This is a genomic window from Nonomuraea dietziae (genome assembly GCF_014195505.1).
GTDB lineage: Bacteria > Actinomycetota > Actinomycetes > Streptosporangiales > Streptosporangiaceae > Nonomuraea > Nonomuraea roseola.
Genome location: NZ_JACIBV010000001.1, coordinates 6,755,079 through 6,780,394, shown reverse-complemented (window position 1 = coordinate 6,780,394; position 25,316 = coordinate 6,755,079). Strand labels below are relative to the sequence as shown.

At 66.4% G+C, this 25,316-nt stretch carries 21 protein-coding genes, 1 tRNA gene and 3 rRNA genes; 11 read left to right on the top strand and 14 right to left on the bottom strand.

Going from position 1 to position 25,316, the window contains the following annotated elements; genetic code table 11:
- Window positions 1-62 precede the first annotated feature (62 nt).
- Window positions 63-845 (top strand): histidinol-phosphatase, encoded by a 783-nt coding sequence (gene hisN, locus FHR33_RS32405; protein ID WP_183655815.1) that lies wholly within the window; start codon window positions 63-65, stop codon window positions 843-845.
- A gap of 16 nt (window positions 846-861) precedes the next feature.
- On the opposite strand, the gene FHR33_RS32400 is transcribed toward hisN, so the two are convergent.
- Both FHR33_RS32400 and FHR33_RS32395 read right to left on the bottom strand, forming a co-directional pair.
- Window positions 862-1,644 (bottom strand): fructosamine kinase family protein, encoded by a 783-nt coding sequence (locus FHR33_RS32400; RefSeq protein WP_376773261.1) that lies wholly within the window; start codon window positions 1,642-1,644, stop codon window positions 862-864.
- Window positions 1,625-2,089: a low molecular weight protein-tyrosine-phosphatase gene (locus FHR33_RS32395; RefSeq protein ID WP_183655812.1), complete on the bottom strand. Its 465-nt coding sequence runs from the start codon at window positions 2,087-2,089 to the stop codon at window positions 1,625-1,627. Before FHR33_RS32395 ends, FHR33_RS32400 begins: the two co-directional genes overlap by 20 nt.
- Window positions 2,090-2,210: 121 nt before the next feature.
- Here FHR33_RS32395 and pstS point away from each other — a divergent pair, with 121 nt between their 5' ends.
- Genes pstS through FHR33_RS32370 form a run of 5 tightly spaced genes read left to right on the top strand, consistent with a single transcriptional unit; the run spans window position 2,211 to window position 6,672 of the window.
- Window positions 2,211-3,326 carry a phosphate ABC transporter substrate-binding protein PstS gene (pstS, locus tag FHR33_RS32390; RefSeq protein WP_183655809.1) on the top strand — a complete coding sequence of 372 codons (1,116 nt, stop codon included), beginning with the start codon at window positions 2,211-2,213 and terminating at the stop codon, window positions 3,324-3,326.
- Between the two features lie 3 nt (window positions 3,327-3,329).
- On the top strand, window positions 3,330-4,310 hold the full coding sequence (gene pstC / locus FHR33_RS32385; RefSeq protein WP_183655806.1) for a phosphate ABC transporter permease subunit PstC: 981 nt from the start codon (window positions 3,330-3,332) through the stop codon (window positions 4,308-4,310).
- Window positions 4,307-5,182 carry a phosphate ABC transporter permease PstA gene (pstA, locus tag FHR33_RS32380; RefSeq protein WP_183655803.1) on the top strand — a complete coding sequence of 292 codons (876 nt, stop codon included), beginning with the start codon at window positions 4,307-4,309 and terminating at the stop codon, window positions 5,180-5,182. Before pstC ends, pstA begins: the two co-directional genes overlap by 4 nt.
- A gap of 15 nt (window positions 5,183-5,197) precedes the next feature.
- Complete coding sequence (gene pstB, locus FHR33_RS32375; RefSeq protein ID WP_183655800.1) at window positions 5,198-5,974, top strand: phosphate ABC transporter ATP-binding protein PstB; 777 nt, start codon at window positions 5,198-5,200, stop codon at window positions 5,972-5,974.
- Window positions 5,974-6,672 (top strand): response regulator transcription factor, encoded by a 699-nt coding sequence (locus FHR33_RS32370; RefSeq protein WP_183655797.1) that lies wholly within the window; start codon window positions 5,974-5,976, stop codon window positions 6,670-6,672. Before pstB ends, FHR33_RS32370 begins: the two co-directional genes overlap by 1 nt.
- On the opposite strand, the gene FHR33_RS32365 is transcribed toward FHR33_RS32370, so the two are convergent.
- Window positions 6,648-7,541: a phenylalanine 4-monooxygenase gene (locus FHR33_RS32365; protein ID WP_183655794.1), complete on the bottom strand. Its 894-nt coding sequence runs from the start codon at window positions 7,539-7,541 to the stop codon at window positions 6,648-6,650. The genes FHR33_RS32370 and FHR33_RS32365 overlap by 25 nt on opposite strands.
- 127 nt (window positions 7,542-7,668) lie before the next feature.
- Between FHR33_RS32365 and FHR33_RS32360 the strand changes: the two genes are divergently transcribed.
- Window positions 7,669-8,133: an Lrp/AsnC family transcriptional regulator gene (locus tag FHR33_RS32360; RefSeq protein WP_183655791.1), complete on the top strand. Its 465-nt coding sequence runs from the start codon at window positions 7,669-7,671 to the stop codon at window positions 8,131-8,133.
- Here FHR33_RS32360 and FHR33_RS32355 read toward each other — a convergent pair.
- From FHR33_RS32355 to FHR33_RS32335, 5 genes are all read right to left on the bottom strand, one after another.
- Entirely contained in the window at window positions 8,088-8,513 is a 426-nt protein-coding gene (locus tag FHR33_RS32355; protein WP_221241344.1) for a hypothetical protein, read from the bottom strand. The two genes, FHR33_RS32360 and FHR33_RS32355, sit on opposite strands and share 46 nt — an antisense overlap.
- 458 nt (window positions 8,514-8,971) lie before the next feature.
- On the bottom strand, window positions 8,972-9,214 hold the full coding sequence (locus tag FHR33_RS32350; protein WP_183655785.1) for a hypothetical protein: 243 nt from the start codon (window positions 9,212-9,214) through the stop codon (window positions 8,972-8,974).
- 88 nt (window positions 9,215-9,302) lie between these two features.
- Window positions 9,303-9,419 (bottom strand): 5S ribosomal RNA (gene rrf, locus FHR33_RS32345).
- 73 nt (window positions 9,420-9,492) lie between these two features.
- Window positions 9,493-12,601 (bottom strand): 23S ribosomal RNA (locus tag FHR33_RS32340).
- Between the two features lie 358 nt (window positions 12,602-12,959).
- Window positions 12,960-14,482: ribosomal RNA gene (locus FHR33_RS32335) — 16S ribosomal RNA — on the bottom strand.
- The 16S, 23S and 5S rRNA genes sit together here, the layout of an rRNA operon.
- 526 nt (window positions 14,483-15,008) lie before the next feature.
- On the opposite strand from FHR33_RS32335, the gene FHR33_RS32330 reads away from it, so the two are divergent.
- Genes FHR33_RS32330 through FHR33_RS32320 form a run of 3 tightly spaced genes read left to right on the top strand, consistent with a single transcriptional unit; the run spans window position 15,009 to window position 15,927 of the window.
- Window positions 15,009-15,407 carry a hypothetical protein gene (locus FHR33_RS32330; protein ID WP_183655782.1) on the top strand — a complete coding sequence of 133 codons (399 nt, stop codon included), beginning with the start codon at window positions 15,009-15,011 and terminating at the stop codon, window positions 15,405-15,407.
- 49 nt (window positions 15,408-15,456) lie between these two features.
- Window positions 15,457-15,648, top strand: coding sequence for a hypothetical protein (locus FHR33_RS32325; protein WP_183655779.1), 192 nt, complete (start codon window positions 15,457-15,459; stop codon window positions 15,646-15,648).
- A gap of 54 nt (window positions 15,649-15,702) precedes the next feature.
- Entirely contained in the window at window positions 15,703-15,927 is a 225-nt protein-coding gene (locus FHR33_RS32320; protein WP_183655776.1) for a hypothetical protein, read from the top strand.
- On the opposite strand, the gene FHR33_RS32315 is transcribed toward FHR33_RS32320, so the two are convergent.
- From FHR33_RS32315 to FHR33_RS32305, 3 genes are read right to left on the bottom strand one after another with little or no spacing between them, the layout of a single operon-like run.
- Window positions 15,924-16,592, bottom strand: a complete 669-nt coding sequence (locus tag FHR33_RS32315; protein WP_183655774.1) for a response regulator — start codon at window positions 16,590-16,592, stop codon at window positions 15,924-15,926. The genes FHR33_RS32320 and FHR33_RS32315 overlap by 4 nt on opposite strands.
- Window positions 16,589-19,054, bottom strand: a complete 2,466-nt coding sequence (locus tag FHR33_RS32310; RefSeq protein WP_183655771.1) for a DUF4118 domain-containing protein — start codon at window positions 19,052-19,054, stop codon at window positions 16,589-16,591. The genes FHR33_RS32315 and FHR33_RS32310 overlap by 4 nt, the downstream gene beginning before the upstream one ends.
- 10 nt (window positions 19,055-19,064) lie before the next feature.
- On the bottom strand, window positions 19,065-19,808 hold the full coding sequence (locus tag FHR33_RS32305; RefSeq protein WP_183655768.1) for a group II truncated hemoglobin: 744 nt from the start codon (window positions 19,806-19,808) through the stop codon (window positions 19,065-19,067).
- A 488-nt stretch (window positions 19,809-20,296) separates the two neighbouring features.
- Between FHR33_RS32305 and FHR33_RS32300 the strand changes: the two genes are divergently transcribed.
- Window positions 20,297-20,947, top strand: coding sequence for a class I SAM-dependent methyltransferase (locus tag FHR33_RS32300; protein WP_183655765.1), 651 nt, complete (start codon window positions 20,297-20,299; stop codon window positions 20,945-20,947).
- A gap of 113 nt (window positions 20,948-21,060) precedes the next feature.
- On the opposite strand, the gene FHR33_RS32295 is transcribed toward FHR33_RS32300, so the two are convergent.
- From FHR33_RS32295 to FHR33_RS32285, 3 genes are all read right to left on the bottom strand, one after another.
- Window positions 21,061-21,137: transfer RNA gene (locus FHR33_RS32295), tRNA-Met, on the bottom strand.
- 45 nt (window positions 21,138-21,182) lie between these two features.
- On the bottom strand, window positions 21,183-24,116 hold the full coding sequence (locus FHR33_RS32290) for a UPF0182 family membrane protein (RefSeq protein ID WP_183655761.1): 2,934 nt from the start codon (window positions 24,114-24,116) through the stop codon (window positions 21,183-21,185).
- Window positions 24,117-24,260: 144 nt separating this feature from the next.
- Window positions 24,261-25,307 (bottom strand): YlbL family protein, encoded by a 1,047-nt coding sequence (locus FHR33_RS32285; RefSeq protein ID WP_183655758.1) that lies wholly within the window; start codon window positions 25,305-25,307, stop codon window positions 24,261-24,263.
- Window positions 25,308-25,316: the final 9 nt, after the last annotated feature.

Sequence of the window (25,316 nt, the reverse complement as noted above, 5' to 3'; positions counted from 1 at the left end):
ACCCGAACGGGGATGAAGCCACTCTGATGGAAGTGGCGTCCGACGCGATAGCGTGGCTCCTCGTGACGGGTTACAGCGACGATCTGCGTCTCGCGCATGTCATGGCCGACGCCGCCGACGACCTCACCCTGCGCCGGTTCAAGGCGGTCGACCTCAAGGTCGAGACCAAGCCCGACCTCACCCCGGTCAGCGACGCCGACCGGGCGGTGGAGGAGGCCATCAGGGGCACGCTGCGCAGGGCCAGGCCCCGCGACGCGGTCGTGGGCGAGGAGTTCGGCACGAGCGGCCACGGCGCCAGGTCGTGGATCATCGACCCGATCGACGGCACCAAGAACTACGTGCGCGGCGTGCCCGTGTGGGCGACGCTGATCGCGCTCATGGACCACGCCGAGGTCGTGGTCGGGCTGGTGTCGGCGCCCGCGCTCGGCCGCCGCTGGTGGGCGGCGCGCGAAGGCGGCGCGTGGACGGGCAAGAGCCTGACCAAGGCCACCCGCATGCGGGTCTCCTCGGTGAGCAGGCTCGAGGACGCCTCGTTCTCCTACTCCGACATCGAGGAGTGGGAGAAGGCCAGGCGGCTGGAGCCGTTCCTCAACCTGGGGCGCGCCTGCTGGCGCACCAGGGCCTACGGCGACTTCTGGTCGCACATGATGGTCGCCGAGGGCTCGGTCGACCTGTCGGCGGAGCCCGACCTGTCCCCGTGGGACATCGCCGCGCTGACGGTGATCGTCGAAGAGGCCGGCGGCACCTGGACGGGCCTCGACGGCGCCAAGGGGCTGGAGTCGGGCGGGCTGGTGTGCACCAACGGCACGCTCCACGACGAGGTGCTCAAGCGCCTCAACGCGTGAGCGTCACCGGTGCCGCTCAGAGCGCCAGAACCCGGGAGACCGCGCCCATGAGCGCGTCCCTGTAGGCCTCGCCGTACAGGCAGACGTGCACCAGCAGCGGATGCAACTGGTGCAGCGGCACCCGCTCCCTCCAGCCGTCTGCCAGCGGCGCCTCCTCCTCGTACGCCCCGAGGACGACGTCCAGGTACGGCGCGCCGAACAGCGCGAGCATCGCCAGGTCGGTCTCCCTGTGACCGCCGTGCGCGGCGGGGTCGACGAGCACCGCCCTGCCGCCCGACCAGAGCACGTTGCCGCCCCACAGGTCGCCGTGGATGCGCGAGGGCGTCTCCTGCGGCCCTGAGACGTCAGGGAAGCGGTCGACGGCCCGCTCGATCAGTCGGACGTCCGCGGCGGCCAGCCGCGCCTGCCGTACGAAAGGCAGGACGCGGCGGGCGGCGTAGAACGAGGGCCAGTCGGCGGCGGGCTCGTTGGACATGGGCAGATCGGCGATGAAGCCAGGCCACGGAGCGCCGAAGGCGTCGGCGCCCAGCAGGTGCGTCCTGGCGAGCTCGCGCCCGAAGCGCTCGGCGGCGGCGCGGGTGGGCCGCTCGGTGTCGATCCACTCCAGGACCAGACCGTCCTCATGGGAGGACACCACGGTGGCCGCGATGGGGCCGAGCCAGCGCAGCCCCTCGGCCTCGGAGGTGAACAACGGGGAAACGGCGCCGTGCTTGCCGAACACGGGCCGCCCGTCGAGCATCCCCCTGCGCAGCCGCCATCCGTGCGAGGCGCCGAGGTCCTCAGTCCAGTCGATCGGCAAGGTACTTCGCCAGCCCCTCCGAGGCGGCCTTCACCTGGGAGAGCACGATCTCGAAGCCGTCGCGGCCGCCGTAGTAGGGGTCGGGCACCTCCGCGCCCTCCGGCGCCTCTGGGTCGAACGAGCGGAACAGCCGGACGTCGGTTCCTGCGGGCACGGCCCGCCGCAGGGCGCCGAGATTCTCCGTGTCCATGGCGACGACCAGGTCGTACTTGTCGAAACCGAACTGGCGAGCCCGGTGAAGCGAACCGTCGTAGCCGTGCGCGGCCAGCACCGCGGCGGCACGCTCGTCCATCGGGTCACCCACGTGCCAGCCGCCGGTGCCCGCGCTGTCGAGCGCCACCTTCTCCGACAGGCCGTGCTCGTCCAGAGTCCGCCTCAGCACCACCTCCGCCATGGGGGAGCGGCAGATGTTTCCCATGCAAACCAGCGATACGCGAAAGGTCATGCATCCCATCATGATGCTGACCTGGCCCGTTCACCGAACGTTCACCCCGATTCGGGGGTTGAGTCACCTTCGCTGCTTAACGTCGGTCTCGACTAAGGACCAAGTGGGAGGAAACCCAACCGTGAAGTATGCAGGCCGGCTCGCCGCCGTCGCCGTAGTCGGCGCGCTCTCGCTCGCTGCGTGCGGCACCGACAACAACACCGGTGCCCCTGCCGGCACCACGTCCGCGACCGCCGCCGCGTCCTCGGGCAATGACAACGCCCTCAGCGGCACGATCAACGCGGCTGGGTCCTCGGCTCAGGCCAACGCGATCGACCAGTGGAAGAAGGACTTCCAGGCGAAGAACCCGAACGTCAACCTGAACTACCAGCCGAGCGGTTCCGGCGCTGGTGTCCAGGCGTTCATCCAGGGCACCGTCTCCTTTGCCGGCTCCGACTCGGCGCTGAAGGACGACAAGGGCGAGCCCGCCCAGGCCGACGCGCGTTGCAAGACCGGCAAGGCCATCAACCTGCCGATGGTCACCGGCCCTGTCGCCGTTGTCTACAACCTCCCCGGTGTCGACGGCCTGCAGCTTTCGCCCAAGACGATCGCCGGCATCTTCAACAGCACGATCACCAAGTGGGACGACGCCGCCATCAAGGCCGACAACCCCAGCGCGAAGCTGCCGTCGACGCCGATCCAGGCCTTCCACCGCTCGGACGAGTCCGGCACCAGCGACAACTTCACCAAGTTCCTCAAGGCCACGGCCGAGTGGCCGTACGAGCCCGCCAAGGCGTGGCCCGCCGAGGCCAAGGGTCAGGGCGCCAAGGGCTCCGACCAGGTCGCCGCCTCGGTGAAGGGCGCCGAGGGCGCCATCGGCTACGTGGAGCTCTCCTACGCCGAGAACTCCCAGCTGCAGAAGGCCAAGGTCGCCAACGGTTCGGGCGAGTTCGTCGAGCTCACCTCCGACAGCGCCGCCAAGACCGTCGAGGCCGCCGAGATCAAGGGCACCGGCAACGACCTCAAGCTGAGCATCGACTACGCCACCAAGGCCGCGGGCGCCTACCCGATCGTCCTGGTGACCTACGAGATCACCTGCGAGAAGGGCCTGCCGGCCGACCAGGTCCCGCTGGTGAAGTCCTTCCTGGGCTACACCGCCAGCGACGAGGGCCAGGCTTCGCTGAAGGACCTCGGCTACGCCCCGCTCCCCGCGGCGCTGCTCACCAAGGTCCGCTCGGCCGTCGAGGCGATCTCCTAACTCATGACAACCCCCGTTCGCACCCGAGGAGGCGGGCCGGCCACGCGCCGGGCCGCCTCCCGGCGCAGCTCAGGTGAGGGTCCCTTCCGCTTCGCCTCCACCGGTGCCGGCGTCGTCCTGCTGGGAGTCATGGCGGCCATCGCCGTCTTCCTGATCAGCGAGGCGATCCCGGCGTTGCAGGCGAACAAGGGCAACTTCTTCACCGAACTCATCTGGGAGCCCAACGGCAGCCAGGTCTTCGGCATCGCCGCCCTGGCCTTCGGGACCGTGCTCAGCTCGGCCCTCGCCCTCGTCATCGCGACCCCGATCGCGGTGGGCGTGGCGCTGTTCATCTCCCACTACGCGCCCCGCCGCCTGGCGGGGCCCCTCGGGTACCTGGTCGACCTGCTCGCCGCCGTGCCCAGCGTCATCTACGGCCTGTGGGGCCTGGTCTTCCTGGTCCCCTTCCTGAAGACGCCCTCGGTATGGCTCAACGAGCACCTCGGCTGGTTCCCGCTGTTCGGCGGTGAAGGCGTCATCGGCGGCAAGACCATGCTCGCCGGCGCCATCGTGCTCGCGATCATGATCCTGCCGATCATCGCGGCGATCTCACGAGAGGTCTTCCTGCAGGCGCCGAAGATCAACGAGGAGGCGGCTCTCGCGCTCGGCGCGACCCGCTGGGAGATGATCAGGATGGCGGTGCTGCCGTTCGGCCGCCCCGGCGTCATCAGCGCGGCGATGCTCGGCCTCGGCCGGGCGATGGGCGAGACCATCGCGGTCGCGCTCATCTTCCCCGCGACCTTCGACCTCAGCTTCCAGATCCTCACCCCGCACGCCAACAGCATCGCGGCCAACATCGCCAACGGCTTCGGCGAGGCGACCCCCATCGGGCGCGGGGCGCTGATCGCCTCAGGTCTGGTGCTGTTCGTCATCACCCTGCTCGTCAACATGGGCGCCCGCATGGTGATCGCCCGCCGCAAGGAGTACGCGAGGGCCGCCGCATGAGCGCGATTCAGCGCATCTCGACCGGGCGACGGATCAAGGACAGGGTCGTCCAGGGCCTGGTCTACCTGGCCTTCGCGCTGGCCGTGGTCCCGCTCATCTCCGTCCTGTGGCTGGTCATCCAGAACGGCCTGGCCCGCTTCGACCTGGAGTTCCTGACCCACTCGATGCGCGGCATCGGGGCCAGGGACGCGGGCGGCGGCGCCTACCACGCCATCATCGGCACCCTTGAGCAGGTCCTGCTGGCCTCGGTCATCGCGGTGCCCATCGGCGTGCTCACCGCCATCTACCTGGTGGAGTACGGCACCGGCGGGCGGCTCAGCCGTACGATCAGCTTCTTCGTGGACGTCATGACCGGCGTCCCTTCGATCGTGGCGGGCCTGTTCATCTTCGCCTTCTGGATCCTCTTCCTCGGCATCCCGTTCTCCGGGTTCGCGGGCGCACTGGCGCTGTCGATCCTGATGATGCCGACGGTGGTGCGCTCGGCCGAGGAGATGCTCAGGCTGGTCCCCAACGACCTGCGTGAGGCCTCCTACGCCCTGGGCGTGCCCAAGTGGCGCACGATCCTCAAGGTCGTGCTGCCGACCGCGCTCACCGGCATCATCACCGGCGTCATGCTGGCCATCGCCCGCGTCGCCGGTGAGACCGCGCCACTGCTGCTGACCGTCTTCTTCACCGACTCCATCAACAACGATCCGTTCAACGGGCCGCAGATGGGACTCCCCCTCTACGTGTTCGACCAGGCGGCCCGTCCCAACGACACCGCCATCGACCGCGCGTGGGCGGGAGCTCTCACGCTCATCCTGATCGTCATGCTGCTGAACCTGGTCGCGCGCCTCATCGCCTGGTGGCGCTCGCCTTCCAGGGCCCGATAGGAGGTATCCGCCACCATGTCCAAGCAGATCCAGGTCTCGGGCCTCGACGCTTACTACGGATCGCACAAGGCCATCGAGGACGTCTCGATGACCATCGAACCCCGCTCGGTCACCGCGTTCATCGGCCCTTCCGGCTGCGGCAAGTCCACCTTCCTCCGCACGCTCAACCGCATGCACGAGGTCATCCCCGGCGCGCGGGTCGAGGGCAAGGTGCTCCTCGACGGCGAGGACCTCTACAGCTCCGACATCGAGCCCGTCTCGGTGCGCCGCGCGATCGGCATGGTCTTCCAGCGACCCAACCCGTTCCCCACCATGTCCATCTACGAGAACGTGGCCGCGGGGCTCAAGCTCAACGGCCGCGTCTCCAAGTCGGAGACCGACGGCATCGTCGAGGAGTCGCTGAAGGGCGCCAACCTCTGGAACGAGATCAAGGACCGCCTCAACAAGCCGGGCGCGGGCCTGTCCGGCGGTCAGCAGCAGCGTCTGTGCATCGCCCGCGCGATCGCGGTCAAGCCACAGGTGCTGCTCATGGACGAGCCCTGCTCGGCGCTCGACCCGATCTCCACGCTGGCCATCGAGGACCTGATGACCAAGCTCAAGGACGAGTACACGATCGTCATCGTCACCCACAACATGCAGCAGGCCGCCCGGGTGAGCGACCGCACCGCCTTCTTCAACCTCGCGGCCCAGGGTCAGCCCGGCAAGGTGGTCGAGATGGACGACACCTCACGAATGTTCACCAACCCCTCGCAGAAGGCCACCGAGGACTACATCACGGGGCGTTTCGGCTGATGGTCGTCGCGGCGAACGGGGACGCCCCGACAGCCCCCACGCTGCTGGTGGCCGACCCGGACGAGGACGTCATCCAGGAGCTGGCGGCGGCGCTCGAACGAGAGGGCGTCGAGGTCACCGGGGTGACCGACGGCGCCCAGGCGCTCCTGCAGGCCGGCGCCCTGCACCCTGACGTGGTGCTCGTGGGCGCCACACTGCCGACCATCGGCGCGGTCGAGTTCGTCCGCGCCGTACGGCTCGCACGCTCGGTACCCGTCCTTCTCGGCGTCGGTGAGGGGCACGCCGAGCAGGCCGTCCAGGCGCTGGCCGCGGGCGCTTCGGCGTGCGTGGCCAGGCCGTACCGGGTGCTGGAGCTGCTGCCCTTCATCCAGGCGGCCTCCCACGGCGGCGAGACGCGCAAGGTGCTGAGCGTGGGAGGCGTGGAGCTCGACGTCCACGCCTACCAGGTGCGCGTCGCGGGCCATGCCGTCCACCTGCCGCTGCGCGAGTTCGAGCTGCTGCACTACCTGATGCGCAACGCCGACCGTACGGTGACCCGCGAGCAGATCATGCGGAACGTCTGGCACTCCGCCGACGGCACCTCGACCAACACGATCGCGGTGCACGTCAAACGGCTCAGGGCGCGCCTGGGCGACGAGGACGACCAGCTGATCCAGACCGTGCGCGGTGTCGGCTACCGGCTGATCACGCCTGCCTGAAGCTCGGCGATGCTCTCGTCGTCGCAGGTCTCCCAGAAGGCGCCCACGACGTCCTCCAGGTGCCGCATCGACTCGGCACGGAACAGCACGTCCTGGTATTTCGTGATGTCGTACTGCGTGGCGCCCATGACCCGCAGGTCGAGGGGCCTGATGTCCATGCCCCTGAACTCCTCGATCTCGCCGTAGGACGACAGGATGCCCGCCCCGTACGCGCGCAGCTCACCGCTCTCGGCCATCACGCCGAACTCCAGCGTGAACCAGAAGACCTTCGAGACGAACTCCAGCGCCTCGTCGCTCTCCACCCGCCGCGCCGCCGCTCCCGCCAGCCGGTACAGCGCCGCGAAACGGTCGTTGGCCAGCGCGTTGGCGTGCCCGATCACCTCGTGGACGACGTCGGGCTCGGGCGTGTAGAAGGGCACCGAGTGGTGGCGGATGTACTGGGTGGAGTGGAAGTAGCCGTCGGCCAGCACGCCGTAGAAGTCACGCAGCGGGACGAGCCCGGCCGCGGGAAGGTACCTGAACCCGGTGAGCGGTTCCAGCAGCTCGCTCACCTCCTGCAGCTGCGGGATCCTGTCCGTGGGCAGGCCCAGCCTGGACGCGCCCTCCAGGTACTCCGCCGTGGCGTACTTCCTGTGCTTGATGGCCAGCTCGTGCGAGATCAGCGACCAGATGCGGTGCTCCTGATCGGTGTACTCGGCCGCCGGGATCGGCTCACCCTGCCGGTGGTTGACGGCCAGAGCCGCGATCGCGTTTCGCCTGGCCCGGTAGACCTGGTCGGCGAAGCCGGGATGTGACGTCGCCAGCTCAACCACCACGGACCCGTCGTCCTGGGCGGAGACCGGCGCGAAGTACTGCGCTTCCTCGAACATGCAAGAATGACAGCAATTACAGCTTTCGTTGGCAAGAGTGACCAGTTTCACTGGTCGATTCGCGCAATACCGCCTGATCGAATCGGGCTTCGACTGCTCGAATCGCCCATACCTTGTGGAGGCGGCCATGGACGAGCTCGACGCCAGGCTCCTGGTGACCATGCGCGCCCACCCTCGCATCGGGCTGACCGAGCTGGCCAGACTGCTGGGCGTGGCCAGGGGCACCGTCCAGGCCAGGGTGGAGAAGCTGACGGCTCGCGGAGTCATCGTCGACTTCGGCCCGACGGTCTCAGCCGCGGGTACCGGCCATCCCATCCTGGCCTTCGTCTGGCTCCAGATCGCCCAGGGACGGCTGGCCGAGGCGGTCCAGGCGCTGCACGACGTGCCGCAGATCCTCGAGGTGCACGGCACGAGCGGACAGCACGACCTGCTGTGCAGGGTGGTGGCCAGGAGCACCGACCACCTCCAGGAGGTCATCGCGCGCATTCTCGCCTCTCCCGCGGTCCAGCGCACCGACACCACGATCGCGCTGTCGACGCAGATCCCCTATCGGATCGAGCCCCTGATCGCCTCCTCCCACGAGGACAGGTAGGCCTGGTACCCGCCCGCGAAGCGGCGCACCTCGCGCTCGCCCTCGTCGCTGAGCGCGGTCAGCTCGTAGGTCACCCGTACGAGACTCGCCCCTCTCGCCTCTGATGCCGCCACGCTCGTCTCCACCGGCTCGAGGGTGACGGTGACGGTGCCGGCCCTGCTGCCGGGGGTGATGCGCGCGTAGGAGATGAGGCGGCCCGGCCGGCGGTCGACCACCACCCAGATAGTGGACTCCCCGTGGGCGGCGGTCTCGAACACCGTGCCCGGCGCTGAGTCGTCGTCCACCGGACACCGGAAGACCGGCTCCCACCCTTCCACCCATCGCTCCTCCCCCCGCGGGGTGAACAGCACGAACGCCTCCTCGGGCGGAAGCGGCACCACGAGGGACCCCGTCAACCGATACCGCCCACCCGACTCCGGACAAGGTCCGTACTCACCCGAAACCGCGTGACCGTCCGGCGCATCCGACCCTGGACGGCGTTCGTGCTCGCCCGCAACCGAGTGCAGGCTCAACTCATCCGACGCTGGAGGAGACCCGTGCGCACTCGATACCGGATGACGGCCCGGCCCACTCGACTCTGGATGCGGTTCGGGCTCGCCCGCCACCGTATGGAGGCTCAGCCCATCCGGCCCCGGAGGCCCGTGCTCGCCTGATGCCGGGTGGAGGTTCGGCCCATCCGAGTGAAGTCGCTCCTCGCCTGAGTTCGCGTGGAGACTCAGGCCAGCCGTCTCCGCAGGAGGGCGCCGGTCACCCGCCTGTTCGCCGAGCGCGTGGGGCAGGTGTTGTCCACCCGCCCTCAGGTGGAGATCCTGACCGCCAGGGTGTTTCTCGGGGCCGTTCATCGCTCTACCAGCCGGTGGGCGTCGGCGGCGGTGAGGGTCAGGCCGTAGACCGCCTTGAGCTGCTCGATCTTCACGAGCGTCTCCGGCGAGAAGGGGACCTTGCCCTCGAAGGCGTGCAGCGCGATGCCCTCGACGAGGTCACCGAGCGAGATGTCCAGGTACTCGGCCAGCCCCTTGAGAACCTTGAGCACATTGCGCTCCACACGAAGCCCGGTCTGCGTACGGTCGACTGCTACCATGGTACCAATGTACCACCCTGATAAAAGGAATGCCCCCGAAATGCAGAAAGGGCCCCGCCATAAGGCGGGACCCTTTCATACAAAGATTGCGCGGCGGCGACCTACTCTCCCACACCCTCCCGAGTGCAGTACCATCGGCGCTGCAGAGCTTAACTTCCGGGTTCGGAATGTAACCGGGTGTTTCCTCTGCGCTATAACCGCCGCAACCCTATGAAACTGTCAAACACAGACGTGCTTGTTGTTTCAGAATTGCCTAGTGGACGCGAGCAAGATGCTTTGTGGTCAAGTCCTCGGCCTATTAGTACCGGTCAGCTCCACACGTTACCGTGCTTCCACCTCCGGCCTATCAACCCGGTCGTCTACCGGGAGCCTTACCCACTCTCGTGGTGGGAGACCTCATCTCAAGGCGAGCTTCCCGCTTAGATGCTTTCAGCGGTTATCCCTTCCGAACGTAGCCAACCAGCCGTGCACCTGGCGGTACAACTGGCACACCAGAGGTTCGTCCGTCCCGGTCCTCTCGTACTAGGGACAGCCCCTTTCAAGTCTCCTGCGCGCGCAGCGGATAGGGACCGAACTGTCTCGCGACGTTCTAAACCCAGCTCGCGTACCGCTTTAATGGGCGAACAGCCCAACCCTTGGGACCTACTCCAGCCCCAGGATGCGACGAGCCGACATCGAGGTGCCAAACCATCCCGTCGATATGGACTCTTGGGGAAGATCAGCCTGTTATCCCCGGGGTACCTTTTAGCCGTTGAGCGACGGCGCTTCCACATGCCACCGCCGGATCACTAGTCCCAGCTTTCGCTCCTGCTCGACCCGTCAGTCTCACAGTCAAGCTCCCTTGTGCACTTACACTCAACACCTGATTGCCAACCAGGCTGAGGGAACCTTTGGGCGCCTCCGTTACTCTTTAGGAGGCAACCGCCCCAGTTAAACTACCCACCAGACACTGTCCCCGATCCGGATCACGGACCAGAGTTAGACGTTCAAAACGACCAGAGTGGTATTTCACCAATGACTCCACCCGAACTAGCGTCCGAGCTTCACAGTCTCCCACCTATCCTACACAAGACGTTCCAAACGCCAATGTCAAGCTGTAGTGAAGGTCCCGGGGTCTTTCCGTCCTGCTGCGCGTAACGAGCATCTTTACTCGTAGTGCAATTTCGCCGGGTCTGCGGTTGAGACAGCGGGGAAGTCGTTACGCCATTCGTGCAGGTCGGAACTTACCCGACAAGGAATTTCGCTACCTTAGGATGGTTATAGTTACCACCGCCGTTTACCGGCGCTTAAGTTCTCACCTTCGCGCATTGCTGCGCTAAGCGGTCCCCTTAACGTTCCGGCACCGGGCAGGCGTCAGTCCGTATACATCGTCTTACGACTTCGCACGGACCTGTGTTTTTAGTAAACAGTCGCTTCCCCCTGGCCACTGCGACCCCCACCAGCTCAGAAAGCTAGTTTCGTCACCAGCAGAGGTCCCCCTTCTCCCGAAGTTACGGGGGCAATTTGCCGAGTTCCTTAACCACAGTTCACCCGATCGCCTCGGTATTCTCTACCTGACCACCTGAGTCGGTTTAGGGTACGGGCCGCCACAACACTCGCTAGAGGCTTTTCTCGGCAGCATAGGATCATCCACTTCGCCACAATCGGCTCGGCATCACATCTCAGGATACATGCGTCGCGGATTTGCCTACGACACTCCCTACATGCTTACCCCAGGAACAACCATCGCCTGGGTTGGACTACCTTCCTGCGTCACCCCATCGCTTACCTACTACCCGATCGGATCGAGCGTTCAGCCTCACCACTTGTCCCGAAGGACGCTGCGGGGCTTAAGGACTCTTAGCATCACGAGGTTCGATATGGGCGTGTTAAAGCGGGTACGGGAATATCAACCCGTTGTCCATCGACTACGCCTGTCGGCCTCGCCTTAGGTCCCGACTTACCCTGGGCGGATTAGCCTGGCCCAGGAACCCTTGGTCATTCGGCGGCAGGGTTTCTCACCCTGCATTCGCTACTCATGCCTGCATTCTCACTCGCACAGCCTCCACAACTAGATCACTCTGCTGCTTCGCCGGCTGCACGACGCTCCCCTACCCATCAACAAGAACACGTTCTCATCAATGCCACGACTTCGGCGGTGTACTTGAGCCCCGCTACATTGTCGGCGCGGAATCACTTGACCAGTGAGCTATTACGCACTCTTTCAAGGGTGGCTGCTTCTAAGCCAACCTCCTGGTTGTCTCTGCGACTCCACATCCTTTCCCACTTAGCACACGCTTAGGGGCCTTAGTCGGTGATCTGGGCTGTTTCCCTCTCGACTACGGAGCTTATCCCCCGCAGTCTCACTGCCACGCTCTCACTTACCGGCATTCGGAGTTTGGCTGACGTCAGTAACCTTGTCGGGCCCATCGGCCATCCAGTGCTCTACCTCCGGCAAGAAACACGTGACGCTGCACCTAAATGCATTTCGGGGAGAACCAGCTATCACGGAGTTTGATTGGCCTTTCACCCCTACACACAGGTCATCCCCCAGGTTTTCAACCCTGGTGGGTTCGGTCCTCCACGAGGTCTTACCCTCGCTTCAACCTGCCCATGCGTAGATCACTCCGCTTCGGGTCTACAGCATGCGACTCAAACGCCCTATTCAGACTCGCTTTCGCTACGGCTCCCCCACACGGGTTAACCTCGCCACACACCATAACTCGCAGGCTCATTCTTCAAAAGGCACGCAGTCACATCACAGCTGAGCAAGCCCAGCTAAGCTCCTACGGCTTGTAGGCACACGGTTTCAGGTACTATTTCACGACCCCTCACCGGGGCACTTTTCACCTTTCCCTCACGGTACTAGTGCACTATCGGTCATCAGGGAGTATTTAGGCTTACCAGGTGGTCCTGGCAGATTCACACAGGATTTCTCGGGCCCCGTGCTACTTGGGATCCCCTCAAACAGCCCATCCGATTTCGCCTACCCGGCTCTCACGGTCTACGGCGCCCCTTCCCAGAGGCTTCAACTATCAGACAGGTTTCTCACTGTTTGTGGTCTCGGCAGAAACCACCAGAGGGTCCCACGACCCCGCTTGCGCAACGCCTGCCGGCTATCACACGCAAACGGTTTAGCCTCATCCGCTTTCGCTCACCACTACTCACGGAATCACTGTTGTTTTCTCTTCCTACGGGTACTGAGATGTTTCACTTCCCCGCGTTACCACCAACCGCCCTATACATTCAGGCGGAGGCAACACCACATGACTGGTGCTAGGTTTCCCCATTCGGACATCCCCGGATCAACGTCTGGTTGGCGACTCCCCGAGGCTTAACGCAGCCTCCCACGTCCTTCATCGGCTCCTGATGCCAAGGCATCCACCGTGTGCCCTAAAAAACTTGGCCACAAAGATGCTCGCGTCCACTATGCAAATCTCAAACAACAAACAGCAACCAGCTCCAAACCACACCAAGACGGTTCTTCGCTAGCCCTGTATGAGGCGGAACAGAAGGATCAGGCCACCATGCGAAACCCGCAGCGGGTGGCCCCATGATCCGGTCCGTTTCCTCAGGACCCAACAGTGTGTCCGGCACCTCGTAACCCCTGTCACCCTCGTTCCCACTCCCGGCAAGCCGGGCGGTACCAGACGGGCAGCGATCACGCTGAACCGAGTAGCCAGTGCTCCACTAATGAGCTGCCGAGCATCAGACGTTCGCTGATGACCTCGACGTAGACCGATCAAGACCGGTCGCTGCTCCTTAGAAAGGAGGTGATCCAGCCGCACCTTCCGGTACGGCTACCTTGTTACGACTTCGTCCCAATCGCCAGCCCCACCTTCGACCGCTCCCCCCAGCAAGCTGGTTGGGCCACGGGCTTCGGGTGTTGCCGACTTTCGTGACGTGACGGGCGGTGTGTACAAGGCCCGGGAACGTATTCACCGCAGCGTTGCTGATCTGCGATTACTAGCGACTCCGACTTCATGGGGTCGAGTTGCAGACCCCAATCCGAACTGAGACCGGCTTTTAGGGATTCGCTCCACCTCACGGTATCGCAACCCTCTGTACCGGCCATTGTAGCATGTTTGCAGCCCAAGACATAAGGGGCATGATGACTTGACGTCATCCCCACCTTCCTCCGAGTTGACCCCGGCAGTCCCCCATGAGTCCCCAGCACGCCGAAGCGCCTGCTGGCAACATGGAGCAAGGGTTGCGCTCGTTGCGGGACTTAACCCAACATCTCACGACACGAGCTGACGACAGCCATGCACCACCTGTCACCCAGTCCGAAGAGGGCCACATCTCTGCAGCTTTCCGGGCGATGTCAAGCCTTGGTAAGGTTCTTCGCGTTGCGTCGAATTAAGCAACATGCTCCGCCGCTTGTGCGGGCCCCCGTCAATTCCTTTGAGTTTTAGCCTTGCGGCCGTACTCCCCAGGCGGGGCGCTTAATGCGTTAGCTCCGGCACGGAGATCGTGGAAGATCCCCACACCTAGCGCCCAACGTTTACAGCGTGGACTACCAGGGTATCTAATCCTGTTCGCTCCCCACGCTTTCGCTCCTCAGCGTCAGGTAAGGCCCAGAGAACCGCCTTCGCCACCGGTGTTCCTCCTGATATCTGCGCATTTCACCGCTACACCAGGAATTCCGTTCTCCCCTACCTACCTCTAGCCAGCCCGTATCCACCGCAGACCCGCAGTTAAGCTGCGAGCTTTCACGGCAGACGCGACAAGCCACCTACGAGCTCTTTACGCCCAATAATTCCGGACAACGCTTGCGCCCTACGTATTACCGCGGCTGCTGGCACGTAGTTAGCCGGCGCTTCTTCTGCAGGTACACGTCAACTTCGTCCCTGCTGAAAGAGGTTTACAACCCGAAGGCCGTCATCCCCCACGCGGCGTCGCTGCGTCAGGCTTTCGCCCATTGCGCAATATTCCCCACTGCTGCCTCCCGTAGGAGTCTGGGCCGTGTCTCAGTCCCAGTGTGGCCGGTCGCCCTCTCAGGGCCGGCTACCCGTCGTCGCCTTGGTAGGCCACTACCCCACCAACAAGCTGATAGGCCGCGAGCCCATCCCCAACCGAAAAAACTTTCCACCACCACCCGATGCCGGGGGCGGTCGTATCCGGTATTAGACCCAGTTTCCCGGGCTTATCCCAGAGTCAGGGGCAGGTTGCTCACGTGTTACTCACCCGTTCGCCGCTCGAGTACCCCGAAGGGCCTTTCCGCTCGACTTGCATGTGTTAAGCACGCCGCCAGCGTTCGTCCTGAGCCAGGATCAAACTCTCCAAACAATGTTTGAGAATTTCTCCCGGCTGAAACATGAATGTTCCAACCAAAGGAATCCGTCCAATGGACGGGGTTGTGCATCATGCACTGGCTTTTAACACACTGTTGAGTTCTCAAGAAACGGACGCATTCACCGTCACCTGCCCGGTGGCACTCGCTTCGTTATGTCTTTATTCTTTCAGCTCCCCCGGTCGGAGTCAAATTGACTCTTTCCGAGAAATCATCAGGAATTCCGACGCCCCGCTTCCGGGACAACCCCTCAAACTTACCAGCGATCCGGACAGGTGCGAACCAACCGGACAGTGGATCGGGAAGTGGGGTTCGCCGGACCCATGCCCCTGCGGGCGGGCCAGCGACAGAAACTCTAGCAGGACTCCTGGACCACATGGGGCCACTCAGGCGATCAGTTGGTCATTCCCTCCCCTCCGATGCTTCAAACCTTCCCCTCTCGCAACCAGTTGGCAAGTCATCCGCAATCGCCGGCCTGTACGAAGTAGGCACGAGCTCACTGCGCCCGTGGAGGTGCCTGTCATGCCCCGCTCGGAGTTCGACGACATCCGCGCCGCCATCGCCGACGAGACCAACCACGCCGGCGAGCTGCTGCGGATCGCCAGCGACCTGCTCGACGACCTGGAGCAGGTCCGCATGCGCGAGGCCGCGTTGCGCACCTACTACCTTCGCCTGCTCACCGCGGCCCGCGCGACGGCCGCGGCCGTGGCCGCGGGGGTGCCGGAGCCTCTGGTCTTCCTGCGGCACGAGCTGGCCGAGCACGGTCAGCTGCCCGCAGACGACGAGAGCGTCCAGCGCATCCTGTCCGACGCGCGCGCCGCCGCCGCGTTGCTCGCGGCGCTCGACCAGCCGACGGCTCCCAAGCGGACGGGTCTGCGCCTGCGCAGGTGCGTCGGGAGCAGCCGCACGCTGCCGAGATGACGACCGAGCGCATACCCGTCCTTGGATCGACGCCTGCGACACTGCTCAGATGTGGCAGAAGGTAGGAAACTGGGCGGCAGTCGCCCTCGTTGGAGGATTCAGCCTGCTCTGGACGGGCGTGGTGCTCTTCGCCGTCGAGCCCACCCCCGACTGGGTGCGCGCGGCGCAGGTGGCCTTCGGTGTCCTGCTCGCCGGGTGGGCCGCCCACAAGACCTCCTCGATGCTCCGCCGTACCGCGTGATGCCGAAAATCGGTCACTGAGCCCAGAAACGCCCATGCGGGTATTGTGGGTCCCATGAGTGATCAACCGTACGAAGTTTCCCTGGATATGGGCGATGACGTGCAGGAATCCTGGATCGCCATGTACAGGGACAGATATCCCGAGCGGCACCACATCGACGAGATCGATGACGAGGCCACCCGGGGGATCTTTCACTGGATGAACGAAGAGGACAAGCGGGAGACCGACGCCCACCCCGATCCTCTGGCGGAACCGACGTCCTGCACCGAGGAGCCCTAGGGCTGGAACCTGTAGCCCATGCCTGGCTCGGTGAGCAGGTGATCCGGGCGCGCGGGGTCGCGCTCGAGCTTGCGCCTGAGCTGGGCCATGTACTGCCGCAGGTAGTTCGTCTCCTTCAGGTACGCGCTGCCCCACACCTCGGTCAGCACCTGCCGCTGGCTGATGAGCTTGCCGGGGTTGCGTAGCAGGAGCTCCAGGAAGTGCCACTCGGTGGGCGTCAGCCGTACCCCGCCGGAGATCGTCTTGGTCGCCAGGTCCACCACGTGGTCGCCAATGCGTACGGTGGCCGGTTCGGTCTCGTGCTGGTTGGTCCTGCGGGTGACCGCGCGGATGCGCGCCAGGAGTTCGTCGATGCCGAAGGGCTTGGTGACGTAGTCGTCGGCGCCGGCGTCCAGGGCGTCCACCTTGTCCGCGCTGCCCGCCCTGCCCGACAGGACGATGATGGGCACGCTGGTCCAGCCGCGCAGGCCGTGGATGACCTCGACACCGTCGAGGTCGGGCAGGCCGAGATCGAGGATGACCAGGTCGGGGTGCCAGCCGGCGGCCTGGCGCAGGGCCGCGTTGCCGTCCTCGGCCACCGCGACCTCGTACTCCCTGGCGGCCAGGTTGATCCGCAGCGCGCGCAGGATCTGCGGCTCGTCGTCGACCACCAGCACGCGGGTCATGCGGCGGTCCTCAGGGACACGATCATGGTGAGCCCTCCTCCTGGCGTCTCCTCCGGCACCAGGGTGCCGCCCATCGCCTCGGTCAGCCCGCGCGACAGCGCCAGCCCCAGACCGACGCCCGCGTGGTTGTCGCGGTCGCCCAGCCGCTGGAACGGCTGGAAGACCCGCTGATGGTCCTCGGGCGGGATCCCCGGCCCCCTGTCGATGACGCGGATCTCGACGCGGTCGGCGTGCTCGCTGGCCGTGACCAGCACGGGGCTGTACCTGACGCCGTTGCCCACCAGGTTGGCCAGCACCCTTTCGAGCAGGACGGGATCGGCCATCACCTCGGGCAGTTCGACGGAGAAGTCCGCCCTCGCGTGGGATCCCGCGTCGTCGAGCACCCGGGGAATGATCTCCTCCAGTGCCACGGGCTGCAGCGCGAGCCCGAGGACGCCCGCCTGCAGTCTGCTCATGTCGAGCAGGTTCTCCACCAGCCTGTGCAGCTTGACCAGGGACTCTCCCGCCGTGGCGAGCAGCTCCTCCCTGTCGGAGGGGCTCCAGTCGATCTCGCTGCTGCGCAGGCTCTCGACCGCCGCCATCGCCGAGGCCAGCGGCGTGCGCAGGTCATGGCTGACCGCCGCGAGCAGCGCCGTACGCATCCTGTCCGCCTCCGCCAGGGGCCGCGCCAGCGCGGCCTCCTCGCGCAACCGCTGCTGGCGCAGCGCCACCGCGGCCTCGGCGGCGAACGCCTCGAGCACCCGCCGGTCGGCGGCGTCCAGCAGCCTTCCCCGTACGGCCAGCACCAGGTCCTCGTCGATCGTCACGTCGGTGTCGCCGGCGCCTGGCTCGGTGCACGGCGGCCCGCCCGCCATCGCGACGATCCGCCACTCCTCCCCCGCGCGCTCCAGCAGCGTGACCGAGGTCAGGCCGTAGATCTCGCGCAACCTTTCGAGCAGCGGCTCGCCTCTCAGCACCTGGCCCGCCAGTGTGGAGAGCACCTCCGCGTCGGCGCTCGACCTGGACGCCTCCCTCGTACGGCGCGCCGCCAGGTCGACGACGGTGCTCACCATGGCCGCGACCAGCACGAAGATGACCAGGGCGAGCAGGTTCTCCGGCGCGGAGATCGTCAGCGTGTGCACGGGCGCGGTGAAGAACCAGTTGAGCAGCGCGAACCCGAAGACGGCCGCGGTGAGCGCCGGCCACATCCCGCCGACCAGCGCCACCGCGACGACCAGCAGGAGGAACAGCAGGATCTCGCTGGGCAGCGTCAGGTCTCGTCTGAACGGCAGCAGCGCCACGGTCAGCAGGGGCATCGCCAGCAGCGCCATCGCCCAGCCCGCGATCCTGCGCCCTCGCGTGAGGGCGGCCCTGGGGGACGCGGGCCTGGTGAGGCCCTTGCGGATCGCCTCGTGGGTGACCATGTGCACGTCGATCGAGTCGGACTGCGCCATGGTGGTGACCCCCACGCCGCGGGCGAAGATCTGCGCGAGCCTGCCCCTGCGTGAGGCGCCGATGACGAGCTGGGTAGCGTTGACGCCGCGGGCGAAGTCGAGCAGGGCGCGCGGGATGTCCTCGCCGACGACCTGGTGGTAGGTGCCGCCGAGGCTCTCCACGAGCGTGCGCTGCCTGGCGAGGCTGGCTGGATCTGCGCTGCTCGCCAGGCCGTCCGCCCTGGTCACGTGGACGGCCAGCAGGTCGGCGCCCTTGGTCCTGCCGGCGATGCGGGCGGCTCGCCGTACGAGCGTGTCGCCCTCGGGGCCGCCGGTCAGCGCCACGACCACCCGCTCGCGCGCCTCCCAGGTGCCGGCGATGCCGTGGTCGGAGCGGTAGCGGTCGAGCTGCTCGTCGACCTTGCCCGCCAGCCACAGCAGGGCCAGCTCGCGCAGGGCGGTCAGGTTGCCGACGCGGAAGTAGTTGGACAGCGCGGCGTCGACGCTCTCGGGGGCGTAGACGTTGCCGTGGGCCAGGCGGCGGCGCAGCGCCTCTGGCGACATGTCGACCAGCTCGATCTGGTCGGCCCGCCGTACGACGTCGTCGGGGACGGTCTCGCGCTGGGGCAGGCCCGTGATCCGTTCGACGACGTCGTTGAGCGACTCGAGGTGCTGGACGTTCACGGTGGAGATCACGTCGATGCCCGCGTCGAGGATCTCCTCGACGTCCTGCCAGCGCTTGTCGTTAGCCGAGCCGGGGACGTTGGTGTGGGCCAGCTCGTCGATCAGCGCGATCTTGGGCTTCCTCGCGACGACCGCCTCGACGTCCAGCTCGGTGAAGGCGACGCCCCTGTGGAGCAGCGTGCGACGGGGGAGGACTTCCAGCCCTTCGAGCTGCTCGGCGGTGCGCGGACGGCCGTGGGTCTCCACGAACCCCACCACGACGTCTCTGCCCCGCTGCAGTGCCCTGCGACCTTCGCCCAGCATGGCGTAGGTCTTTCCTACTCCGGGGGCCGCGCCCAGATAGACCCGCAACCTCCCCCTGCCCATGCCACCAAGACTATGGCTTGTACGGCGGCGCCACCCCCCAGCCCCACCTGGGCACGGGCTCCTCCTTCGGCGCCCTGGCGTTCGGGCCTGAGAAGTAGAGGGCCAGCCTGGTGCCCCACTCGACGTAGCCGGCGAACGCCGCTCTGAACTCCGCGTCGGAGGGCAGGCCGACCTCGTCGGCGGCGTCCATGAGCAGGCTCACCCATCGGCGGCGCTGCTGCTCGGTGATGCCCTTGCCGAGGTGCTTGGAGACCATGTGCGTGTGGCCGCCGCGCTCGCGGGTGTAGGCGGCGGGGCCGCCGAAGACCTCGCCGAGCCACATCGCCACATAGCGGGGATGGCCCGGGTCCATGCCCGCGAACAGCGGCCCGACGAGGTCGTCCTTCTTCACCAGGTCGTAGAAGGTCGCGGTCAGCCGCTCGAGCGCCTCGGCGCCGCCCGCCCACTCGAACAGCGTCGGCTCGGTCTTGGTGATGACCTGCTCGTAGTGGCGCATCTCCTCGATGTGGGAGACGAAGGGCTTGATCTCGGCGAAGAACTCCTGGAAGTGTGCGCTCTTCCTGAAACCCTCCAGATGACCCTCTGCCGAGGTCCATTCGATGCGCAGGACGTAGCACTCGGGCTCGTCCACGCAGCGGGACAGCTCGTAGGTCAGGCACTCGGGCGAGTTGCCCAGGGGCACCACCGCCCGCCTGTAGGCGTCCTCGAAGCCGTCCGCGTCGGGGACGCGGTAGCGGATGTACTCCACGATCATGTAATGATGTAATCATCAGACCGGCTTTTCGGCAACCATGGAATAACGGCACATAACCCGTCACACTCGGGCTGTGGATCCACTTCTTTCGTGGCTCATCAGCGCCCTGCTCCAGTTCCTGATCGTCTATTTCGCGGTACGGCTGGCACTGAAGCACGACAGGGACGGCCGCGCCTGATCCATGGGCCGCCGCCGAGAGGCCCGCCCCCTGACGCGCATCTGCAGCTCGACGAGGGGACGACGACTATCCGTCGGCGCGGGCGACCTACGAGTCGATCGGGTTCAGGCGCTACGCGCGCAACGTGACGTTCGCTCCCCAGGATCGCCCGTAGCGGATGCCGCGCGAGCGGTCGAGGCGCTCGCATAGCTGGTCGGTGCTGATGCGTCCCCCGACCGCGTTCCGCGGAATCCGCGCCGCGGGGGCCTGGTCACCGTCGCCGAACCTGAGCTGTGCCCACCCGGTCATAGAGGCCCTACGATGTCCAGCCATGACAGAGCCGGACTTCCTCGTCGCCACGCGCGCCGCCTACGACGCCTCCGCCGCCCTCTACGTCGAGCTCGTCAGCCAGACCTTCCTCTCCAACCCGCTCGACCACGCGATGATCTCCGTCTTCGCCGAGCTCGTCAGGGGCGCGGGTGACGGGCTGGTGGCGGACGTAGGATGCGGCCCTGGCCACGTCACCGCGCACCTGGGCTCGCTCGGCGTCACGGCCTTCGGCGTCGATCTGTCACCCGAGATGATCGCGATCGCCCGCGACGCCCATCCCGGCCTCCGCTTCGAGGTGGGACGGATGGAGGCCCTGGACGTGGAGGACGCCTCCCTGGCGGGGGTTCTGGCCAACTACTCCATCATCCACACCCCGCCGGAGCGCCTCCCCCTCACGCTCGCCGAGTTCCACCGTGTGCTGGCGCCCGGTGGCCTCCTCCTGGTCGCTTTCCAGGGCTACGACCATCCCTCCGAACTGGCGGAGGCGTTCGACCACAAGGTCTCCCTCGCCTACCGGTACTCGCCCGATCGCGTGGCCGAGCTGCTGCTCAAGGCCGGGCTCACCGAGGTGGCCAGGCTGATCTGCGCTCCGGGCGAGGACCGCCTGCGGGGCTTCCCCCATGCCCACCTCCTGGCGCGCCGTACGGCCTAACCCGACGGGCCGCCCGGTGGCCCCTGGTCCACGGCCCGCCCTTCGGACCAGGGGCGACAGGCCCAGGGCACAAGAAAAAGACCCTCAGGGATAATCCCTGAGGGTCTTTTCATTGGTAGCGGGGGCAGGATTTGAACCTGCGACCTCTGGGTTATGAGCCCAGCGAGCTACCGAACTGCTCCACCCCGCGTCGGTGTGTGTCTAAAGACTATAGGTGACGCGGGAGTCGTGCAAATCAAGAAGACGGCGTAGCGGATGGCGTGGGTGAAACGGTGCCCGAAGGCGTCGGTGACGGGGTGGCGGGCGGCGTGGTGGCCGGAGCCGTCGGGGTCGCCGAGGGCTGGACGGCAGAGGTGCGGCCCAGGGCGTTGAGCGCGTCCTGCAGGCGCTTCTGCGCCTCGCCGTACTTCACCCAGTCGGGCGGCGAGGTCGACAGCGCCTTGTTGGCGTCGTCGTAGGCCTTCTGGGCGTCGCTGATCAGCTTGGCCGTGGCGCCGGTGGCGGCGGGCTGTTCGCCCGTCTGCGGCTGGCCTGTCGTCGGCTGCTCGGCGGCCTTGCCGCTGAACACCTTGGACAGCGCGTCCTTCAGCGTGTCGCCCGAGCCGACCGTGCTGCCGTAGGCGACCAGGACCCTCCTCAGGATCGGGAAGGGCTCCTGACCCGCGGCCGCGGCGGTCTGGACGTAGACGGGCTCGATGTAGACCAGGCCGTCGGCGAAGGGCAACGTCAGCAGGTTGCCGTAGCGGACCGTGGCGTTGCCCAGGCCGAGCAGGTTGAGCTCGCCCGAGAACTTGTTCTGGAAGTTGTTCTGCGCCTGTCCGGGACCGGGGATCGAGGTGTTGGACGGCATGCGCAGGATGCGCAGCTTGCCGTACCCCGGGCCGTCGGTCGCGTCGACCGCCATGAACGCCGCCAGGTTGGGGCCCTGGCGCGGCACGAACGTCGTCGTCAGCGAGAACGACGGCTGCTGCTTCGGCATCGTGGTGGTCAGGTAGTACGGCGGCTGCTTGACGTCCTTGTCGCCCTGGGAGGGGTCGAAGGGGACGTTCCAGAAGTCCTGGCCGCTGTAGAAGGCGTTGGGGTTCTCGATGTGGTACTGCGACAGGATGTCGCGCTGCACCTTGAACAGGTCCTCGGGGTAGCGGATGTGGTCCTTGAGGTCCTGGCTCATCTTGGACTTCGGCTGGATGACGCCGGGGAAGGCCTTCTGCCAGGTCTGCAGCAGCGGGTCGCTGGGGTCCCAGGCGTAGAGCGTGACCGTGCCGTCGTAGGCGTCGACCGTGGCCTTGACCGCGTTGCGGATGTAGTTGATCTGGTCGCGCGGCTGCTGCGGGGCGACGCCGCGGACGGTAGCGGTGTCCTCGGTCATCGACAGCAGCGACTTGCTCTGTGAGTACGGGTAGTCGTTGGACATCGTGTAGCCGTCGACGATCCAGGTGATGCGCCCGTCGACGATCGCCGGGTACGGGTTGGCGTCGAGCTGCAGGAACGGCGCCACCTTGGCGACGCGGTCACGCGGGTCGCGCTCGTAGAGGATCTTCGAGCTGTCGTTGATGTCGCCCGACAGCAGCATGTTGATCTCGCCGTACTTGGCCGCGTACACCAGCCTGTTGAAGAACGAGCCGACGCGCACGCCGCCCTGTCCCGCGTAGGTGGTGTTGGCCTGGCCGGTGCCGCCGCTCTCGGGGAAGTCGAGCTCCTGGCCCTGGCCGGGCTTGGCGTTCGGCGCTCCCGCGATGACGTACTCGGTGGCCATCTGCTCGCCGAAGTAGACGCGCGGCTCCTTGATCTTCTGGCCCAGGGCGCCGGTGACCGGCATGTCCTTGGCGTCGAAGTTGGGCAGGCCCTCGGAGTCGACCTCGTTGCCCGGCGCCGCCACGAAGCCGTAGCCGTGCGTGTAGACGAGGTGCTTGTTGATCCAGTTGTTCTGCTGCGAGGGCGGGCCCGTCAGCTCGCGGACGGCCACGACGTGGTCGCGAGGCAGCGGGGCCCCGTTGTCCTTGTAGCGGTCGACGTCGAGCTGGGTGGGGAAGTCGTAGAAGCCTCGGATGCGCTGCTTCTGCTGGTAGGTCTTGGCGACCAGGTTGGGGTCGAGCAGCCGCACGCCCGAGACCGAGACGTCGCCGTCTGCGGTGACCTTGCTGGGGTCGGACTGCGCGGTGTAGTCGATGACCTCGCTGTCGGCCACGCCGTACGCGTCTCTGGTCGCGGCGATGTTGCGCCCGATGTAGGCGGCCTCACGCTGCTGCTGGTTCGGCTTGACCTGGAACTGCTCGACCAGGGCGGGGTAGACGCCGCCGATCAGGATCGCCGACAGGACCAGCAGGCCGAACGAGACGCCCGGGAGCATGCCGCCCGGACGGATGACGCCGGCGAAGAAGAGCGCGGCGCAGATCAGCGCGATGATCGCGAGGATGGTCTTGGCCGGCAGGACGGCGCTGACGTCGGTGTAGGAGGCGCCGTGGACGAAGCCGCGGTCGGAGAAGACCAGGCCGTAGCGGTCGATCCAGTAGGCGACGGCCTTCAGCAGGACGAAGACGCCCAGCAGGAGCGACAGGTGCACGCGCGCCGCGCGCGAGGCGTGGACGCCGGGCGACTGCAGCCTGAACCCGCCGTACAGGTAGTGCGTGATCGCCGCCATGATGATCGCGAGGATCACCGCGGTGAACAGGAAGTTCAGCACCATCCTGATGAACGGGTAGTCGAACATGAAGAATGAGATGTCCCACTTGAACAGCTCGTCCGTCTTGTTGAACGGCGTGCCGTTGATGAACGCCAGCCAGGTCTTCCACTGCCCGGCGAACGACGAGCCCGCGAACAGCGCGAGCACGGCCATGCCGATGATGAAGATCAGCTTGCGGTGGGGATCGAGCGCCAGCCTGTAGCGGTCGGCGCCACTGCCGCCGCCGAACATCGCGGGCCCGAACATCGGCCGCATCCTGAAGGCCAGCAGCATGTTGCCGCCGACGATGCCGGCCATGAGCAGCGCGCCGACCACGAACAGCCCGATCTCAGTGAGCAGCACCCCGGAGAAGACGGAGGTGGCCCTGACGGAGTCGAACCAGAGGTAGTCGGTGTAGATGCCCGAGAACAAGAAGAAGAATGCGACGATCGCCACCAGGGCGATCGCGACAGGAAGAAGCAGTCGCGGTCGGCGGGGCAGGCGCATCCCCCGACCGGGTCCTGGGGTCCGGAATGCCAAGGCCAACCCCTCGTCGTGATGTGCAAACGGTCCGTGGTTGGCAACCTACACCGGCCCGGCTCGGCTGACGAAGGATGCCGGTACGGCTAACGAATGGGGAGCGGGGAAAGTTCACCCGGCCGTGCAGGCAGGCACCTCTCCCTTGCCCGTCCTGATCGCGTCGAGCGCCTGGACCGCTCCGTGGAGCGTGTCGGCCTTCACCAGGCGGAGACCGTCGGGGGCCGCCTTCATCGCCTCGGCGCAGTTGTCGGCGGGGGTGAGGAAGACGGTGGCGCCGGCGTCCCTGGCCCCGACCATCTTCTGCGCGATGCCGCCGATCGCCCCGACCTTGCCCTCGGGGGTGATGGTGCCGGTGCCCGCGATCGCCTTGCCGCCGGTGATCTGGCCGGGCGTGAGCTTGTCGATGATGCCGAGGGCGAACATCATGCCCGCGCTCGGGCCGCCGACGTCGCCGACGTTGATGGTGACCTTGAAGGGGAACTTGTACTTGGCCTGCATGACGATGCCGACCATCGCGGTGCCCTGCTTGGAGGCGGCCGCCTTGACGGTGACCGACTCCTCCTGGCCGTTCCTCGAGACGGAGAAGGCGATCTCGTCGCCCGGCTTGCGCGCCTTGACGGCGGCCGAGACCTCCTCGACGGTGCTGACGGCGCTGCCGTCGACGGCGCGGATCTCGTCAGCGGGCTTGAGCTTGCCCGACGCGGGGGCGGACTTCTCCACCGACAGGACCGTGGGCACCATCGTGTAGTGGATCTTCATCTCGGTCAGGGCCGCGGCCGTCGCGTTGTCCTGGGAGTTGGTCATCTCCGCGGTGTTCTCCTGCTCGACCTCTTCGGCGGTCTGGGTGCGAGGGAAGATCGAGTCTTCGGGCACGACCGCCGAGGTCGGGTCGACCCAGCCGCGCAGGGCGGTCAGCAGGTCGGGCCTGGCGGCGGGGCCGCCCTGGTAGGAGACGGTGACCAGGCTGAGCATGCCACTCGTGGGGTAGGTCTTCCGCCCGTCGATCGAGATGACCGGCTTCTTGTCGACCTCGCCGATCGTGTTCTCGGTGGGACCGGGCCGCAGCACGACGTACGGCACGTTGATCACCGCTCCTGTGATGCCCAGCGCGAGCACCAGGAAGCCCGCGACCAACAGGGTGAGTGCACGTCGTGACATGTGCTGAGC

Excerpts from the sequence above, each read along its gene's own strand:
- FHR33_RS32395 (WP_183655812.1), bottom strand. The coding sequence starts at position 2,089 with ATGACCTTTCGCGTATCGCTGGTTTGCATGGGAAACATCTGCCGCTCC.
- pstC (WP_183655806.1), top strand. The coding sequence starts at position 3,330 with ATGACAACCCCCGTTCGCACCCGAGGAGGCGGGCCGGCCACGCGCCGG.
- pstA (WP_183655803.1), top strand. The coding sequence starts at position 4,307 with ATGAGCGCGATTCAGCGCATCTCGACCGGGCGACGGATCAAGGACAGG.
- pstB (WP_183655800.1), top strand. The coding sequence starts at position 5,198 with ATGTCCAAGCAGATCCAGGTCTCGGGCCTCGACGCTTACTACGGATCG.
- FHR33_RS32370 (WP_183655797.1), top strand. The coding sequence starts at position 5,974 with ATGGTCGTCGCGGCGAACGGGGACGCCCCGACAGCCCCCACGCTGCTG.
- FHR33_RS32365 (WP_183655794.1), bottom strand. The coding sequence starts at position 7,541 with ATGTTCGAGGAAGCGCAGTACTTCGCGCCGGTCTCCGCCCAGGACGAC.
- FHR33_RS32360 (WP_183655791.1), top strand. The coding sequence starts at position 7,669 with ATGGACGAGCTCGACGCCAGGCTCCTGGTGACCATGCGCGCCCACCCT.
- FHR33_RS32350 (WP_183655785.1), bottom strand. The coding sequence starts at position 9,214 with ATGGTAGCAGTCGACCGTACGCAGACCGGGCTTCGTGTGGAGCGCAAT.
- FHR33_RS32330 (WP_183655782.1), top strand. The coding sequence starts at position 15,009 with ATGCCCCGCTCGGAGTTCGACGACATCCGCGCCGCCATCGCCGACGAG.
- FHR33_RS32325 (WP_183655779.1), top strand. The coding sequence starts at position 15,457 with ATGTGGCAGAAGGTAGGAAACTGGGCGGCAGTCGCCCTCGTTGGAGGA.
- FHR33_RS32320 (WP_183655776.1), top strand. The coding sequence starts at position 15,703 with ATGAGTGATCAACCGTACGAAGTTTCCCTGGATATGGGCGATGACGTG.
- FHR33_RS32315 (WP_183655774.1), bottom strand. The coding sequence starts at position 16,592 with ATGACCCGCGTGCTGGTGGTCGACGACGAGCCGCAGATCCTGCGCGCG.
- FHR33_RS32310 (WP_183655771.1), bottom strand. The coding sequence starts at position 19,054 with ATGGGCAGGGGGAGGTTGCGGGTCTATCTGGGCGCGGCCCCCGGAGTA.
- FHR33_RS32305 (WP_183655768.1), bottom strand. The coding sequence starts at position 19,808 with ATGATCGTGGAGTACATCCGCTACCGCGTCCCCGACGCGGACGGCTTC.
- FHR33_RS32300 (WP_183655765.1), top strand. The coding sequence starts at position 20,297 with ATGACAGAGCCGGACTTCCTCGTCGCCACGCGCGCCGCCTACGACGCC.
- FHR33_RS32290 (WP_183655761.1), bottom strand. The coding sequence starts at position 24,116 with ATGCGCCTGCCCCGCCGACCGCGACTGCTTCTTCCTGTCGCGATCGCC.
- FHR33_RS32285 (WP_183655758.1), bottom strand. The coding sequence starts at position 25,307 with ATGTCACGACGTGCACTCACCCTGTTGGTCGCGGGCTTCCTGGTGCTC.